The organism is Streptomyces sp. NRRL F-6676 (genome assembly GCF_000725625.1).
GTDB lineage: Bacteria > Actinomycetota > Actinomycetes > Streptomycetales > Streptomycetaceae > Streptomyces.
Map to the genome: position 1 here is coordinate 206,064 of NZ_JOHS01000010.1, position 16,596 is coordinate 222,659.

Genomic DNA, 16,596 nt, shown 5'->3' on the forward strand with positions numbered 1-16,596 from the left:
CACGGCGTTCATCGGGGGATCACCCTTTCCGAACGGAGCCTTGGTCCGGAGGGGCCACTGCGGATGCGCGCACGCCCGTACGGAGGTATAGGGGCCCGCCGGGCGCCGTGCCCTTGCCGGTGCTGCGCGGCTACGCGGGTCCCAGGACGCGTATCGGCTCCCCGGCCAGGTAGGCCCGGATGTCCTCCACGGCCTGCCCGTAGTAGCGCTCGTAGTTGGCCCGGCTGACGTAGCCGAGGTGTGGGGTGGCCAGCAGGCGCGGGGCGGAGCGCAGGGGATCGTCGGCGGGCAGCGGCTCGTTGTCGAACACGTCGACGCCGGCCCCCGCGATACGGCCGTCGCGCAGGGCGGCGAGCAGCGCCTCCTGGTCGACGAGGCCGGCGCGCGAGGTGTTGACCAGGTACGCCGTCGGCTTGAGGAGGGCGAGTTCGGCGGCGCCGAGCAGCCCCCGGGTGCGCTCGCTCAGCACGAGGTGCAGCGAGACGAAGTCGCTGGTGCGGAGCAACTCCTCCTTCGACGCCGCGCGTTCGACACCGACCTCGTCGGCACGTTCCTGGGTGAGGTGTTGGCTCCAGGCGCTCACCCGCATCCCGAACGCGAGCCCGACCCGGGCGACCCGTTCGCCGATCTTCCCGAGCCCGAGCAGTCCGAGCCGCTGCCCGTGCAGATCGGCCCCGAGGGTGCTCTGCCAGGGGCCGCCCGCGCGCAGGGCGGCGTTCTCGGTGACGAGGCCGCGGGCCAGCCCCAGGAGCAGCGCCCAGGTCAGTTCGACGGGCGGGGTGGGCGAACTGGCCGTCCCGCACACGGTCACCCCGTGCGCCTCGGCGGCGGCGTAGTCGATGACGCTGTTGCGCATCCCCGAGGCGACGAGCAGTCTCAGCCGTGGCAGCCGGCCGATCACCGACCCGGGAAACGCGACGCGCTCCCGCAGCGTGACGACGATGTCGAAGCCGGCCAGCGCCGCCACGAGCGCGTCCTCGTCGGCGAAGTGCTCCCCGAAGGACACGACGTCGACGTCACCGGCGAGCCCCGACCAGTCGACGACGGAGGTCGCCACTTGCTGGTAGTCGTCCACCACCGCACACCTGAGCCCCACCAGGCCCCCTTCCCGATCCCTTGCACCACACCATAAGGGCCCGTATCCCGGCGTCGTCAGACAGGTGTAGCGAAACGGTCCACCGATTCTGTCGGTGGACCGTCATGCAAGATCGAGGTCAGACAATTCCACCACGCGCGACGACCGGCAGATCGTCCGTCGTGCGGTGAGTGGGCCGGGGGAAATCCTCTTACAGGATTTCGATCCGGTCGACGAGCGGCGGCTTGTTGGGGAACGTGATGATGAAGTTCTTGGAGTAGGTGACGACGTCGCCATTGTTGTCGTAATATTTGACCTTGTTGTTTCCGGTGGAGATCTTGTCGACCCACACGGACGTTTGCATCGGCCACGAATGTGTGAAGTCGTGGACGCCCCTGTTCGCGAAGCAGTAGGCAGTGTGGACTTGGCCGCTCGGACCCTCGTAGTGGAAGTCGACCTTCAGGTAGTCGGACGGGCCGCAGCTCACTTGGTCGATGGCGTGTGCCGTTCCGGCTGGTATCACGGCGGTCATGACGGCCGCCGCAGCAATCGGAAGGGCGATCCGAAGTTTCTTGGAGAGCATTTTTTTCGCTCCTGTTTTTGTGAGGGGGCAGGTCGTTCAGCGTGAGCACTTGGCGGGTGCAATGTGAGCGAGGAGTTCTCTTGCTTGCTGTCAACTTGCAGTGATCATGCTAGAAGTGTGATCGTCGCGCTGTCAACGGCGATTTCCCGCTCAAACATTGCGGCCGTGCGCAGTCGTCGGTGAACTGCTGGGAGGCGACTTATGCGCGCCCACGCCTATGCGGCCGACCGGTGCACGTCGCGTCGAAACGATGCCCCTTGAAGGCCGATTCTTGGCTTGTTCCTTTCGCTTTTAAGTGAAGCCGGAGCCGGATGAACGGTTGTCGGACCGGACGGGACCGGACGGGACCGATCGGACCGGAGCGGACACCGGCAGACGGCGCACCCGTCGCGGTCGCCGCTGACGTGGGACGGTCCACGGCGTGGGACCGTCCGCGAACGCCGCACCCCCGAAGGCCTTCGTCAGCGCAAGTGGTCAGGGCCTCCGAGGGGCTTGCCCGTGGGTGGGTGAGTGCGTCACGGCCCGTCGGGGTGGGCCAGGATCGCTTCCAGCCCGCCGATGACCATGACCACGGAGAACTCGGTCGCGGTGGCCAGGTCGTAGCGGGAGTGGTCCACTGACGCGGTGTAGGCCGGAAGGGTTTCGCGGATGTGGTCGGACATGGCCGGAGCCGGTAGTCCCTGGGCGAGACCGAACGCCTGGAACTCGACCATGGCGACGACCAGGCGCAGCTGGTCCCGTCGGAAGCCGCCTTCGAGCAGTGCGGCGAACATCGGTTCGTAAACCGCGAGGGAACGGTCGCAGGTCATGGGGGTGGTGGACAGGAGCGGCAGGATGCGCCGGTGCCTGGCGTACAGGGTGGTGAGCCGGCGCAGGAGGCCGGCCACGGCTTCGCGCCAGTCGTGTGCGGGGCTGAGGGGTTCCATCCGTTCCAGCATCCGCAGCCGGGCGAGGTCGATGACCTTCGCCCGGCCGGTGACGTGGGAGTACAGGGAGGACGGGGCGACGCCGAGGTGCCGGGCCAGCTGAATCATCTGGATGTCACCGGTGCGGTCGGCGAGTTCGATCGCGGCGTCCGCGATCCGTGCCGGGGACAACAGCGGCGTCTTCGGTCTGGCCACGTCCAGCGCCCCCGCTTCCCGTCGGATGCCTCTCAGCGCAGCAGGTAGCCGCGCTCCTCCAGCGTACGGCGCAGGTCCTCACGCCCGTCCATGTAGTCCAGGCTTGTGCCCACCACGACGGAGTGGCTCCACGTCTTGTCCCGCAGTCCGTACTCGGCGCGGAAGTCCTTGAACGCCAGCTCGTAGTCCTCGAGCCATTCCTCGGCCGGCCGTGTGCGGTAGCGCTCGCGGTGCAGCACGACGTCCTGCGCCGGACGGGGATGCATCGCGCTGGGGCGGTGCGGGTCCGGGGTGCCGATGGCCATGCCGAAGACGACGTAGGCGTACGCGGGAAGTCCGATCAGGTCGGCGAGTTCCTTGGCGTGGTTGCGCAGCGAGCCCAGGTACACGCCTCCCAGTCCGATCGCCTCCGCCGCGACGAGACCGTTCTGGGCGGCCAGGGCCGCGTCGACCGACGCCATCAGGAAGGCGTCGACGTAGTCGGTGACCACGGGCTTGCCGCCCTGCTCGACGCTGATCGCGTGGCTGCGTGACATGTCCGCCACCCACAGCAGAACGCTGGGGGCCTGGGCGACGAAATCGAACCCGGTGAACTCCGCGCCGTGTGTCAGCCTCGCGAGTTCGGCCTTCGTCTCCGGGTCCGAGACGGCCACGAGGCTCCACTGGTGGAGGTTCGACGACGTGGACGCCGACTGGGCGGCCGCCACCACCGTCTCCAGAGCGCCTTCGGGCAGCGGTTCGTCGGTGAAGGCGCGCACCGAGCGGTGCGCGAGCAGCGTTTCGATCTGCTCGTTCCAGATGATGTTCACCGGCTTCGCCTGCTGCCCGTAGCGGGCTTCCAGGAGTGCGTGCCGCCGCGAGGAGTCGGTCATGGCTGTCCTTCCGTTATCCGAATCAGATTCGGTTACGGCAACCACGCCCCCGCCGGGTTCATTCCCCACTGCCCTGACCTGCCGTCAAGCGCCCGCGTGACGTGGCTGACGCGTGCGCCTCTCGATCCTGACCGCGACCTGGTCCCGCTCACCCGACCGGCGTCCAGGGGCCGGGGGGCAAGGCCCCGTGACAGCCACAGAGCCTGTCGGAGGGAGCTCCGGCGAACGTCAGGCCGACGGTTCTTCCCGCACAGCACCGATGCCCGGCCCGGGCGTGAGATCCGCCCCGGCGCGGATCAGGAGCGACCGCATCCACCGGTGCGCCGGATCGCCCGTCAGCCGCGGATGCCACAGCATCGGGTAGTCGAAGGAGGGGAACTGTTCCGGCGCCTCGGCCACGCGCAGCCCGGGTTCGCGCAGGAGGCCGACGAGGCGCCGGGGAACGATCGCGATCAACCGGGTACCGCGCACGGCGGCGGCAGCCGCGGCGAAATAGGGAACGGTCAACCCGGCGGGCGGGCGGACGCCGAGCCGATCCAGGTGCGCCTCCACCAGCATGTGGCCGCTCTCCAGAGCCGCCACACCGGCATGCGGATACGCCCCCAGGTCGGCCGACGTCAACCGGTCCCGGGTCAGCGGGTGGTCCTCGGCGAGCACGCACACGTGGTCCTCGGTGAACAGTACGTGTCTGGACAGCTGGGGCGGTGCCGACGCCGGGACGAACGCCATGTCGACACGGCCTCGTTCGAGATCGTCGAACGTGGTGGGACTCACCGGTTCCACGACCAATGAGATTCCCTTTGCCTGCTCGAAGAAGGCCGAGAAAACTTTGTTTCCGACAACAGCCAGGAAGTAGTCGGACGCCGCTATGCGTATCAGTCCGTTCGCCGTCGAGGGATCGAAATTCTCCTCGGTCACCAGATTCCGCAGCCTGGGCAGGATGTCCGACAGTTCGGCCTGGATGTGACGGGCGCGCGGCGTAAGGGCGTAACCGGTGGAGGTCCGTACGAGCAACTCGTCGGCGAATGCCTCCCGCAGCCTGCTCAGGGTGCGGCTCATCGCCGACTGGCTGAGGTGGAAGCGGGCCGCCGCCCGCGAGACATGCCGCTCGTCCAGCAGCACGTCAAGTGCCTTGAGCAGATTCAGATCGACACTCTCGATATGCATGGCGTGCATATTAACAGTGCTCGACATGCATTTGACGGCATGTCGGGTTGCGGTGGAAGGTCGATGTGGAGGCCCGCCGCGGGCATTCTTGAGCGTCCCTGGAGGACAGCGATGAATCACCGGAAGATTCCCTCGCCGGCAGAAACTCGGGCGGGACTGCCCGGAAACCACCCCGCCGAATACGGGTATTTCAGCGACGGCCAGTGGCTCACGGCCGAGGCCGGTACGTTCGAGGACCTCGACCCGTGGACCGGCCAGGTTTTCGCCACGGCGGCCCGTTGCGGGCGGGCGGAGACGGCGGCGGCGATCGCCGCCGCGGACCGCGCCTTCCCGGCCTGGGCCCGGACCTCGCCGGCCGAGAAGGCCCGCATCCTGCGCAAGGCGGCGTCCATCGTGGAGCGGCGTCGTGACGAACTGGCCACCACCATGGCCAGGGAGACCGGAACCACACTGCTCAACGGCCGCTTCCAGCTCGACCTGGTCGTCCAGCTCATCGAACAGGCGGCGGGCTGGGCCTACCTGCCCGCCGGTGAACTGCTGCGCTCCGACTTCCCGGACACCACACAGACCGTGGTGCGCCGCCCGCTCGGGGTGGTCGCGAGTTTCACCCCGTGGAACGGGGCGCAGATACTGGCCTGGCGGGCGATCCTCTCGCCGCTCGTCGCCGGAAACACGGTGGTGGTCAAACCCACCGAACTGGCGCCCGTCTCGGCGGGCATCCAGGTCGCCGAGATCCTGCACGAGGCAGGTCTGCCGGCCGGGGTGGTCAACGTGGTGACGCACGGTCCCGGTGAAGCGGGCCCGATCGCCGACGAGATCTTCGAGAATCCCTCGGTGCGCTGCGTCAATTTCATCGGCAGCGTTCCTACCGGGCGCATGCTCGCCGAGCGCGCCGGCGCGGCGCTGAAGCGGTCGGTCATGGAGCTCGGCGGGTACAACCCGCTGATCGTCCTGCACGACGCCGATCTCGACTACGCGGTGCGCGTGGCCGCGTTCAGCGCCTTCTTCCACCAGGGGCAGATCTGCCTCAACGCCCGCACGATCCTCGTCCACCACGACCTGTACGACGTGTTCGTCGAACGGCTGGTGGCCAGGACCAGTACCCTGCGGGCCGGCTCACCGCTGGAGGAGGAGACCTTCATCGGGCCGCTGATCACGCGCGACGCCCTGCGCCGTGTCGACGAACGTGTGCGGGACGCCGTGGCGAAGGGGGCCCGGCTGCTGACGGGCGGCACCCACGACGGCCCGGTCTATGCCCCCACCATCCTGGCGGACGTACCGGACGACGCGACCGTCTCCACGGAGGAGACCTTCGGACCGGTGGTCGTCGTACGGTCGGTGCAGAGCGCCGACGAGGCCGTCGACCTCGCCAACCGCCTCGACTACGGGCTCACTTCGGCCATCATCTCCGGGGACACCCATCGCGCCGTCCGGCTGTCGGAGCGTATTCGGGCCGGCTCGGTACGTATCAACCTGCCCACCATCGACGACGAGATACAGGCGCCGATCGGTGGTGTGCGCGACAGCGGGTGGGGCCGCAGCGGGCCCCACTCCCTGCACGACTTCACCGACCAGATCGCCATCACCGTGCAGAGCGGTGAGCGCCGGCTCCCCTCCTTCTGAGAGACACGGCTCCCCTCCTTCTGAGGCTCCCCTCCTTCTGAGAGACAGGTGAACACCATGTCCGCTGCACCGAATCTCCCATCCGGTCCAGGCAGGCGGAGTGCCACGGTGGGCGCGCGGCGTCGCGTCGCCGCCGCCGTGGTCGACGCCATCGGCGAACCCTTCACCCTTGCCGAGCTGGAGATCGACGCGCCGAGGGCCGACGAGGCCTTGGTACGCATCGATGCCGTCGGCGTGTGCCACGCCGACATCCAGGCGCGGACCGGAGCGCTGCCGGTCCCGGCGCCGCTGGTGGCCGGTCACGAGGGCACGGGAACGGTCGAGGAAGTGGGCGGTTCGGTGACCGCGATGCGGCCCGGCGACCGGGTCGTGCTGACCTTCGACTCGTGCGGGCGCTGCGGCCGGTGCCGGGCCGGCGTCCCCAGCCAGTGCGACCACTTCGTGTCCCGCAACTTCACCGCCGGCACCCGCGAGGACGGCACCGCACGCCTGCGGCGCGGCAGCGACCCGGTGAACGGAAACTTCTTCGGCCAGTCGGCGTTCGCCTCCTACGCTCTGGTGAACGAGCGCAACGCGGTCGTCGTCGACAGCGACCTGCCTCCGCATCTGCTCGCCCCCTTCGGCTGCGCGGTACAGACCGGGGCGGGCAGCGTACTGAACGTCCTCGCCCCCGCGGCCACGGCTCCGGTGGTGGTGATCGGCGCCGGTGCCGTGGGCCTCTCGGCGGTGATGACGGCCGCACTGGAGGACCGCACGGTGATCGCCGTGGACACCCGCGACAGCCGCCTGGACCTGGCCTTGAAGGTCGGCGCCACGCATGTGGTCAACGCGTCCCGCGACGCCGCCGACGAAGCGGTCCGGTCCATACTCGGCGGCGGGGCCCCCTACATGCTGGAGAGCAGCGGATCTCCGGCGGCGCTGCGGGACGGAGTCCGGGCCCTCGCCACCGGCGGCACCATCGCCGTCGTGGGCACCGCCCAGGTGGGCGCCACGATTCCACTGGACGTCATGGACCTGGTCAATGGCAGCAAACGACTCGTCGGCGTCGTGGAGGGAGCCTCACGCCCCCAAGAACTCATCCCCCGCCTGGTGGCGAGGGCGGAACGCGGGGATCTGCCGGTCGAGCGGTTCGTGACCACCTTCCCGTTGAACGACGTCGCCGCCTGGAGCAAGGCGGCCGAGAGCGGGGAGGTCGTCAAGCCGGTCCTGCTGCCGGCCGCCGAACCAGCCTGAACCGGTGCGGAGGAAAGGGTTCCCGCGAGGGCGGTGAACCCTGGCTGAACGCCCTCCCAGAGGGAGGGCTCTGCTGGGCGCCCCCGGCAGGACTCGAACCTGCGGCCAAGCGCTTAGAAGGCGCCTGCTCTATCCACTGAGCTACGGGGGCCGATGTGGTGGCCTGTGTCGTGGCGCCCGGGTGTGGGGCGATCCGTGACCTCGCCGGGGACAAGGATAGGGCTCCCGAGCCCTTGTCCCTGTTGCTTCGCCTCCGTGGCTCGATGTGGAGGTTCGGTGAAGCGGGTCCGATAATCGCAGGCAGGTACGAATCCTGCATCGCTTTTGGCCGCTCGCGCATCGGGTGTTGTGCACTCGTTATGCCTGGACTGTGCCTGTGTCCCGGTCGTCCTTTCCGTCCCGTGTGTCCAATCGGCGCGCAGAACCAGTTATATGCTTCAGAAAGACTGCAAAATTGGGCATTCTTCACATGTGGTGACCTTGGACGTACGGCCCCAGCTGCTCGACGCACTCTCCGCCCTGCGCGACCGTGTGGCCGCCGCACGCTTTCCGCTCCCCCTCGCGGGAGCGCCACGCGCGCGTGCGAACCGGGACGAACTCCTCGCGCAACTCGACGACTATCTGGTGCCCCGATTGCGTCAACCAGAGGCGCCGTTGCTTGCCGTGGTGGGCGGTTCCACCGGCGCCGGAAAGTCGACGCTCGTCAACTCCCTGGTGGGCCGCAAGGTCAGTGAGGCCGGCGTCCTGCGGCCCACCACTCGGACCCCCGTGCTGGTGTGTCACCCCGAGGACCACCACTGGTTCAGCGGCATGCGCGTCCTGCCCGAACTCGGCCGCGAATGGCTGCCCCGCACGGAGACCGGCGACGACGACCTGCCCTCCCTCGCCGACCAGGACCAGCGCGTGCTGCGCATCGAGACCGCCGAGACACTGCCGCCCGGGCTCGCCCTCCTCGACGCCCCCGACATCGACTCGCTCATCGCCGGCAACCGCACGCTCGCCGCCGAACTGATCTGTGCCGCCGACATCTGGATCATGGTCACCACCGCCGCGCGGTACGCCGACGCCGTCCCCTGGCATCTGCTGCGCACCGCCAAGGAGCAGCAGGCCACGCTCGTCACCGTCCTGGACCGCGTCCCGCACCAGGTCGTCTCCGAGGTGTCGCGGCAGTACGCCGCCCTGCTCACAAAGGCCGGACTCGGCGACGTGCCCCGCTTCACCGTGCCCGAACTGCCCGAGTCCGCCTGGGGCGGCGGCCTGCTGCCCGCCACCGCCGTCGCGCCGCTGCGCTCCTGGCTCACCCATCTCGTGCAGGATCCGGCCACCCGGACCGCCGCCATGGCCCGTACCGCCCACGGAGCGCTGGGCTCCCTCGACTCCCGGCTGCCCGAGCTGGCCGGCGCCGCCGCCGCGCAGTACGCCGCCGCGCTCCGGCTCACCGCCGCCGTCGACGGGGCGTACGACAGCGAGTACGCGCGCGTGCGGGGCCGTTTGCAGGCCGGTGCCGTGCTCGCCGGTGACGCGTTGAAGCGGTGGCGCAGCTTCCCCCTGGACTGCACCGCCCGGGAACTGCTCGACGCCCTGGTGGAGAGCCTCGGCGCGCTCCTCCTGTGCGCCGTCACCGCCGCCGACGAACGCATCGACGAGGCCTGGCGCCTCGAACCGGCCGCCGACGCCCCCGAGCTCTGCGGGCACGACCCCGCCGCCGACCACACCGAGCACCGGATCGGCCTGGCGGTACGGCGCTGGCGGCGCGTCCTGGAGGAGTACGCCGAGGAGGAGGCGCGCGACCTCGACCGGAGCGTGGCGCCGGACGCCGAGGTGGTGGCCGCCCTGGTCGCCACCGCGCTGCTCGGCGGCCGCCGGGCGCGCTCCGCGGGCGAGCGGCTGGCCGAGCGGATCGGCGCCCACGGGGCCCTGCGGCTGCGCGACCGGGCCGCACGGCTGCTCTCCGACTACGTCGACAGGGTGCTGCACACCGAGCGGGAGCGCCGGCTCGCCCCGCTCGACGCCCTGGAGGTCCATGCCGAGCCCCAGGCGGAGCTCATCGCCGCGTTGTCCCTATTGCAGAAGGAGAGGTGACCGGGGTGACCGCCGTCACTGACCGCACGGACCACGCCCCAGAACGGCCCGGAGGACCCGGCGACCCGGGGGGCCCGGACGGCGAACCCTCGGAGAACCGGGCGGGGCGGGAGACCGCGCCGGACGCCGTACGGACGAAACCGGAGGAACCGGAGGAACCGGAGAAACCGGAGGAACCGGAGAGGGAGGCGCGGGGGCAGGAGGAGCGGGAGCACGGCGTGCTGAAGGACCGGAGCGGCGACAGGGACAGGGGCGGGGACGGACACGGGGACAACGGTGGCGCCGGGGAGGGAGGCAACGGCGCCGACAAGGGCGCGCACGACGGCAAAGGCGTGAACGACAGCGGCACGGAAGCCTCCGGAGACCCCCGCGCGCACATGGCTCTCCAGCGTGCCCAGCCCGACCTCCGCAGGCCGCCGGAAAGCTCCCGGCCGGGCGGTCGGACGACACATGGGGGACGTCGTCCCGCGCTTGAGGACCGCCATTCCGCGCCCGAGGATCGTCATGCCGCCCCCGAGGGACGTCCTTCCGTGCCCGAGGGACGTCCTTCCGCCCCCGAGGGCCGTCATTCCGCGCCCGAGGGACGTCATTCCGCGCCCGAGGGACGTCCTCCCGTGCCGGCCCCCGAGGACGGCGACGGCGGTGACGCCTGGGACGACGGGCTGATCGCGCGGCGGGTGACCGAGAAGACCGCCCCCCAGGAGACGCCGTCCGTCGTGGAGACCAGGAGCAGCGCCGTACGGCGGCCCGCCCCGCTCGCCTACGACGGCCGCCTGCGGTCGCGTCTCGACGCGCTGCGGGAACTCGTCGGGCTGTCGCGCACCCGGCTGGACAGCCGGACGCTCTCCGAGGCGAGCCGTGTCCTGGAGGAGGCGGCGGCACGCCGCAGGCTCTCCGGGCAGCACACCGTCGTCGCCCTGGCCGGCGCGACCGGCAGCGGCAAGTCGGCGCTGTTCAACGCGCTCGCCGGGGTCGCGATCTCGGAGACCGGGGTGCGCAGGCCCACCACCGCCGCGCCCATCGCGTGCAGTTGGAGCGACGGCGCCGCGGCGCTCATCGACCGGCTCGGCATCCCCGGGCGGCTGCGCAGACGCCCCGTCCAGGGCCCCGACGGCGATCCGCAACTGCGCGGCCTCGTCCTGGTGGACCTCCCCGACCACGACTCGGCGGCCGTGGAACACCGCGAGCAGGTCGACCGCGTCCTGGCGCTCGTCGACGCCGTCATCTGGGTGGTCGATCCGGAGAAGTACGCCGACGCCGTCCTGCACGAGCGCTATCTGCGGCCCATGGCGGGCCACGCGGAGGTCATGTTCCTCGTCCTCAACCAGGTGGACCGGCTCCCCGGGGAGGCCGCCGAACAGGTGCTCGACGATCTGCGGCGGCTGCTCGACGAGGACGGCGTCGCCCTCGGGGAGTACGGCGAGCCGGGCGCGACCGTGCTCCCGGTCTCCGCGCTCACCGGTGACGGCATCGGTGAACTGCGCGAGGCGCTCGGGCAGTTCGTGGCCGAACGCGGGGCCCCGGGCCGCCGGGTCTCGGCCGACGTGGACGCGGCCGCCGCGCGGCTGCGGCCGGTGTACACCACGGGGCTGCGCGCCGGGCTCAGCGAGAACGCGCGCGACGAGTTCGCCGCGCGGCTCGCGGACGCCGTGGGCGCCACCGCGGCGGGTGAGGCGGCCGAGCGGGCCTGGCTGCGCAATGCCAACCGGGCGTGCGGAACGCCCTGGCTGCGGCTGTGGCGCTGGTACCAGGACCGGCGCGAACCCCCGACCGGACGGCTCCCGCTGCGTGCCCCAGCGGACGAGGAGGCGACCGCGCGGCAGCGCGTCGAGCAGGCGGTACGGACGGTGGCGGACCGGGCCGCGGCCGGGCTGCCCTCGGCCTGGGCGCAGGCGGTGCGCGAGGCCGCGGTGCGCGGGGCGCACGGGCTTCCGGAGGCGCTGGACGCGCTGGCCCTGCGCGCCGGTGCGCCGCCCGGGCGTCCGCCGCGGCCGGGCTGGTGGCCGGCGGCGGTGCTGGCGCAGGCCGCGATGACCCTGCTGCAAGTGGTCGGTGGGCTGTGGCTGCTCGGTCAGATCATCGGATTCATGTCGCCCAACCTCGGTGTGCCGGTGCTGCTGATGGCGCTGGGGATCGTCGGCGGTCCGGTGGTGGAGTGGAGCTGCCGGATGGCGGCACGGGGGCCGGCACGGCGGTACGGACTGGAGGCGGAACGCAGGCTGCGGGAGGCGGCCGCCGGGTGCGGACGGGCCCGGGTGCTGGACCCGGTGGCCTCCGAACTGCTGCGTTACCGGGAGGTGCGCGAGCAGTACGCCAGGGTCACGGGACCGGCCGGGGTCGCGGGCGGGGTGGGCACGGTGAGTGCGACGGGAGCCGGGACGGGGGACCGGGCGAGGTGAACGGGTGCCGCGCGAGGTGACCGGGTGCCGCGCGAGGTGAACGGACGCCCCGCGAAAGGGGGGGGCGAAGGCAACCGCGGGGAGGCGGGCTCACTCGTCCGGGTGACGGAGATATCCACAGCCGGGCGGTCGTCCACAGCCCTCAGCGGGATGCGGCCGGCGGAGGCAGTCTGAATTCCGCGGCGCTCGCGACGGAGGCGGGCAGCCGCGGCAGACACCACCGTGCGGGAGGGACCCGTGCGTGGATCCGCCGTCCCGCCGGCCCTCGCCGGGCGGGGCGGTGAGGGAGGGGTACGGCATGAACGAGACGACTGTGTGCGTGGTCGGCAACGTCGCCACGCAACCGGTGTTCCGCGAATCCGCTTCCGGCGCGTCGGCGCGCTTCCGGCTGGCGGTGACGGCGCGGTACTGGGACCGCGAGAAGAGCGCGTGGGCGGACGGTCACACCAACTTCTTCACGGTGTGGGCCCGCCGGGCACTGGCCGCCAACGTCGGCGCGTCCCTGTCGGTGGGCGATCCGGTGCTCGTCCAGGGCCGGCTGAGGGTGCGCACGGAGCAACGCGACGGACAGAACTGGGCCTCCGCGGACCTGGACGCGAGCGCGATCGGCCACGACCTGGCACGGGGTACCTCGGCCTTCCGGCGGGCGTCGAGGCCCGAGACATCCCAGGGAACGGCGGCACAGGCGACGGGGGACCAGGGGACCGGAACGCAGGCGGCGGAGGCCCGGGCGGAGCCCGTCTGGGAGACGGAACCGGCCGGTGACCCGGCGGCGGATCCGGGGCTCAGGGCCCAACAGCGGCCGGTGGCCGCAGGGGTGACGTGAGGTCGGCACGGGCCGGCCGGGGCGGCGGCGTCCGCCCGGCAAGACCTCGATAAGTCCTCGATAAGCGCAGCTCACGCACAACCTGTGGGCGGGATAACGATTCCGAGTCGGATCAGCCGCGCGAGGAGGTGACCGGGAAGAGTGGCGTCCCCGCGTCCCTAGGATGCCGGGCATGGCTCACGGGGCTCGTGAGAACGCCGGCGGGACCGCTCCCTGCCCACGTCAAGGAAGCCTCGTACTAAGGGGGATTGGTTGTGAAGTCAGCGTTGTCCGTGGTGCCGGGGTTGGCGGGGCTGTCCGCATGGACGGGAACGCTGTCCGCGCGCGGCCGGCGGGCCGTGCGGGCGGTACTGCCGCGGCTGTCCGCGCGCCTGGCCGCCGTCACCCTGGTGTCCGGGCTGGTGACCGCCGGAGCGCTGGCCGGTGCGGGCTCCGCCGTCGCCGAGGAGGGCACCCGCGGCGAGGGCGGCGCCACGGCGACGATCGGCGGCCTCAAGACCTACGGGGACGCGGTCATCCACGGCGCGGACGGCGACCGGCAGGTCTCTGCGGGGCTCTTCGAGATGTCCGTCGAGGGCGGCGGCATGTTGCAGACGTACTGCGTCGACATCGACAACCCCACGCAGAAGGACGCCAGATACCAGGAGACACCCTGGAGCGGCACCTCACTGGGCGCCAACAAGGCCGCCGGCCGGATCCGCTGGATACTGCGGAACTCCTACCCCCAGGTCAACGACCTCGCCGCACTCGCCGCCAAGGCCGGCGTCAAGGGCCTCACCGAACAGGACGCGGCGGCCGGCACCCAGGTGGCCATCTGGCGGTACTCCGACGGCGCCGACGTGGAGGCCCTCGACCCGCAGGCGGAGCGGCTCGCGGACTACCTGGAGAGCAACGCCCGCGACGTGGCCGAGCCGGAGGCCTCGCTGCGCCTGGACCCGCCCGCCGTCTCCGGGCACCCGGGCGAGCGGCTCGGACCGGTCACCGTGCACACCACCGCCGACAGCGTCACCGTGACACCGCCGGCCGCCGCCACCGCGAACGGGGTGACGGTGGTCGACAAGGCGGGGAAGCCGGTCACCTCGGCCGCCGACGGCAGCCGGATCTACTTCGACGTGCCCGAGGACACGGCGGCCGGCTCCGCCTCGCTGACCGTCCAGGCCTCCACCAGCGTGCCGGTCGGCCGGGCCTTCGTCTCCGACAGCCGCAGCCAGACCCAGATCCTGGCCGGCTCCAGCGAGTCGACGGTGTCCGCGACGGCGACGGCCAACTGGGCGGAACAGGGCGCGATACCCGCGCTGTCGGCCCGCAAGAACTGCGCCGAGGGCGGGCTCGACATCACCGCCGCCAACCAGGGTGACAAACCCTTCATGTTCACCCTGATGGGCACCGAGCACGGCATCGAGGCCGGCGGCAGCGAGACGGTGACGGTCCCGTTGCAGGAGGACCAGGCGTACGACTTCACCATCAAGGGGCCGCACGGGGTCGACAGCCGCTTCGAGGGCGTCCTCGACTGCGCGACCGAGACCGCCGAGAGCAGCGCCGCAGGCGGTGAGCCGGTGCAGACGCTGAGCGAACCGAGCCCGGCGACGGTCGGCGGCACCACGGACGTCACCAACCTCGCCGAGACCGGCGGCTCGGACACGACCCCGCTGATCGCGGGCGTGGCGATCGCCCTCGTTGTGGTCGGCGGCGCGGTCCTGGTGCTCCTCGGCCGCAGGAAGAACCCCACCACCCGGCACTGACCGGCAGCACCTTGGCAACTCCACAGTGATCCAGAGGCCCGCCCCGGACCGCCACCCGGGGCCCCGGCGCCCCCCTGGGCCGGCCGGCACCGAAGGGCCAGGTCAGCGCCCGCGGACCGTACTCGTTTTCTTCCAGGGGCGGCGGTGCGGCAAGATGGGTGTGTCTGCCCACTGCCAGATTTCAAGCTGCCGGACGGTTTCTCTTGGCTGAGTTCATTTACACCATGCGCAAGGCGCGCAAAGCGCACGGCGACAAGGTGATCCTCGACGACGTCACCCTGAACTTCCTGCCGGGGGCGAAGATCGGCGTCGTCGGTCCGAACGGTGCCGGTAAGTCCACCGTCCTCAAGATCATGGCGGGCCTCGAGCAGCCGTCGAACGGTGACGCCTATCTCTCGCCCGGGTACACCGTGGGCATCCTGCTCCAGGAGCCCCCGCTGAACGAGGAGAAGACGGTCCTGGAGAACGTCCAGGAGGGCGTCGCCGAGATCAAGGGCAAGCTCGACCGGTTCAACGAGATCGCCGAGCAGATGGCGACCGAGTACACCGACGAGCTCATGGACGAGATGGGCAAGCTCCAGGAGCAGCTCGACCATGCCAACGCCTGGGACCTCGACGCCCAGCTCGAGCAGGCCATGGACGCGCTGGGCTGCCCGCCCGGCGACTGGCCGGTGGTCAACCTCTCCGGTGGCGAGAAGCGCCGCGTGGCGCTGTGCAAGCTGCTCCTGGAGGCCCCCGACCTGCTGCTCCTCGACGAGCCCACCAACCACCTCGACGCCGAGTCGGTGAACTGGCTGGAGCAGCACCTCGCCAAGTACGAGGGCACCGTCGTGGCCGTCACCCACGACCGGTACTTCCTCGACAACGTCGCCGGGTGGATCTGCGAGGTCGACCGCGGCCGGCTGCACGGCTACGAGGGCAACTACTCCAAGTACCTGGAGACCAAGGCCGCCCGCCTCAAGGTCGAGGGCCAGAAGGACGCCAAGCGGCAGAAGCGCCTCAAGGACGAGCTGGAGTGGGTCCGCTCCAACGCCAAGGGACGCCAGGCCAAGTCCAAGGCCCGCCTCGCCCGCTACGAGGAGATGGCCGCCGAGGCCGACAAGATGCGGAAGCTGGACTTCGAGGAGATCCAGATCCCGCCGGGGCCGCGGCTGGGCAGCGTGGTCGTCGAGGTCGACAAGCTCAACAAGGCCTTCGGCGAGAAGGTCCTCATCGAGGACCTCAGCTTCACCCTCCCGCGCAACGGCATCGTCGGCGTCATCGGCCCGAACGGCGCCGGCAAGACCACGCTGTTCAAGATGATCCAGGGCCTGGAGGAGCCGGACTCCGGTTCCATCAAGGTCGGCGAGACCGTCAAGATCTCCTACGTCGACCAGAGCCGCGAGAACATCGACCCGAAGAAGACGCTGTGGGCCGTCGTCTCCGACGAGCTGGACTACATCAACGTCGGACAGGTGGAGATGCCCTCCCGGGCGTACGTCTCCGCCTTCGGGTTCAAGGGACCGGACCAGCAGAAGCCGGCCGGCGTGCTCTCCGGCGGTGAGCGCAACCGCCTCAACCTCGCGCTCACCCTCAAGCAGGGCGGCAACCTGCTGCTCCTCGACGAGCCGACCAACGACCTCGACGTCGAGACGCTCTCCAGCCTGGAGAACGCGCTGCTGGAGTTCCCCGGGTGCGCCGTGGTCGTCTCCCACGACCGGTGGTTCCTCGACCGCGTGGCCACGCACATCCTCGCCTACGAGGGCGAGTCCAAGTGGTTCTGGTTCGAGGGCAACTTCGAGTCCTACGAGAAGAACAAGATCGAGCGCCTGGGTGCCGACGCCGCGCGCCCGCACCGGGCCACCTACAAGAAGCTGACCCGGGGCTGATCGAT

Annotated in this window: 12 protein-coding genes and 1 tRNA gene; 7 read left to right on the forward strand and 6 right to left on the reverse strand. The window is 70.9% G+C overall.

What is annotated here, in order from left to right; translation table 11 throughout:
* Nucleotides 1-130: 130 nt before the first annotated feature.
* From IO29_RS09825 to IO29_RS09845, 5 genes are all read right to left on the reverse strand, one after another.
* Nucleotides 131-1,096 carry a D-2-hydroxyacid dehydrogenase family protein gene (locus IO29_RS09825; RefSeq protein WP_030379917.1) on the reverse strand — a complete coding sequence of 322 codons (966 nt, stop codon included), beginning with the start codon at nt 1,094-1,096 and terminating at the stop codon, nt 131-133.
* Nucleotides 1,097-1,286: 190 nt separating this feature from the next.
* A complete protein-coding gene (locus IO29_RS09830; RefSeq protein WP_234307525.1) occupies nt 1,287-1,607 on the reverse strand; it encodes a beta/gamma crystallin domain-containing protein in 321 nt (106 codons plus the stop codon).
* Between the two features lie 566 nt (nt 1,608-2,173).
* Nucleotides 2,174-2,779: a TetR/AcrR family transcriptional regulator gene (locus tag IO29_RS09835; RefSeq protein ID WP_030379919.1), complete on the reverse strand. Its 606-nt coding sequence runs from the start codon at nt 2,777-2,779 to the stop codon at nt 2,174-2,176.
* Nucleotides 2,780-2,811: 32 nt separating this feature from the next.
* Nucleotides 2,812-3,651, reverse strand: coding sequence for an NADPH-dependent oxidoreductase (locus tag IO29_RS09840; protein WP_030379920.1), 840 nt, complete (start codon nt 3,649-3,651; stop codon nt 2,812-2,814).
* 228 nt (nt 3,652-3,879) lie between these two features.
* Entirely contained in the window at nt 3,880-4,845 is a 966-nt protein-coding gene (locus tag IO29_RS09845) for a LysR family transcriptional regulator (protein WP_078618283.1), read from the reverse strand.
* 84 nt (nt 4,846-4,929) lie between these two features.
* Here IO29_RS09845 and IO29_RS09850 point away from each other — a divergent pair, with 84 nt between their 5' ends.
* Both IO29_RS09850 and IO29_RS09855 read left to right on the forward strand, forming a co-directional pair.
* Nucleotides 4,930-6,441 carry an aldehyde dehydrogenase family protein gene (locus IO29_RS09850; protein ID WP_030379922.1) on the forward strand — a complete coding sequence of 504 codons (1,512 nt, stop codon included), beginning with the start codon at nt 4,930-4,932 and terminating at the stop codon, nt 6,439-6,441.
* A 108-nt stretch (nt 6,442-6,549) separates the two neighbouring features.
* Complete coding sequence (locus IO29_RS09855; RefSeq protein WP_030379923.1) at nt 6,550-7,674, forward strand: NAD(P)-dependent alcohol dehydrogenase; 1,125 nt, start codon at nt 6,550-6,552, stop codon at nt 7,672-7,674.
* Between the two features lie 78 nt (nt 7,675-7,752).
* On the opposite strand, the gene IO29_RS09860 is transcribed toward IO29_RS09855, so the two are convergent.
* A tRNA-Arg gene (locus IO29_RS09860) sits at nt 7,753-7,825 on the reverse strand.
* Between the two features lie 320 nt (nt 7,826-8,145).
* Between IO29_RS09860 and IO29_RS09865 the strand changes: the two genes are divergently transcribed.
* The 5 genes from IO29_RS09865 (at nt 8,146) to ettA (ending at nt 16,591) form a co-directional block, all read left to right on the forward strand.
* Nucleotides 8,146-9,756: a dynamin family protein gene (locus tag IO29_RS09865; RefSeq protein ID WP_030379924.1), complete on the forward strand. Its 1,611-nt coding sequence runs from the start codon at nt 8,146-8,148 to the stop codon at nt 9,754-9,756.
* Between the two features lie 377 nt (nt 9,757-10,133).
* On the forward strand, nt 10,134-12,155 hold the full coding sequence (locus IO29_RS09870; protein ID WP_420705358.1) for a GTPase: 2,022 nt from the start codon (nt 10,134-10,136) through the stop codon (nt 12,153-12,155).
* 298 nt (nt 12,156-12,453) lie between these two features.
* On the forward strand, nt 12,454-12,981 hold the full coding sequence (locus tag IO29_RS09875; RefSeq protein WP_030379926.1) for a single-stranded DNA-binding protein: 528 nt from the start codon (nt 12,454-12,456) through the stop codon (nt 12,979-12,981).
* Nucleotides 12,982-13,235: 254 nt separating this feature from the next.
* A complete protein-coding gene (locus IO29_RS09880; protein ID WP_078618286.1) occupies nt 13,236-14,723 on the forward strand; it encodes a thioester domain-containing protein in 1,488 nt (495 codons plus the stop codon).
* A 203-nt stretch (nt 14,724-14,926) separates the two neighbouring features.
* Nucleotides 14,927-16,591, forward strand: a complete 1,665-nt coding sequence (gene ettA / locus IO29_RS09885) for an energy-dependent translational throttle protein EttA (protein WP_030379928.1) — start codon at nt 14,927-14,929, stop codon at nt 16,589-16,591.
* Nucleotides 16,592-16,596 lie beyond the last annotated feature (5 nt).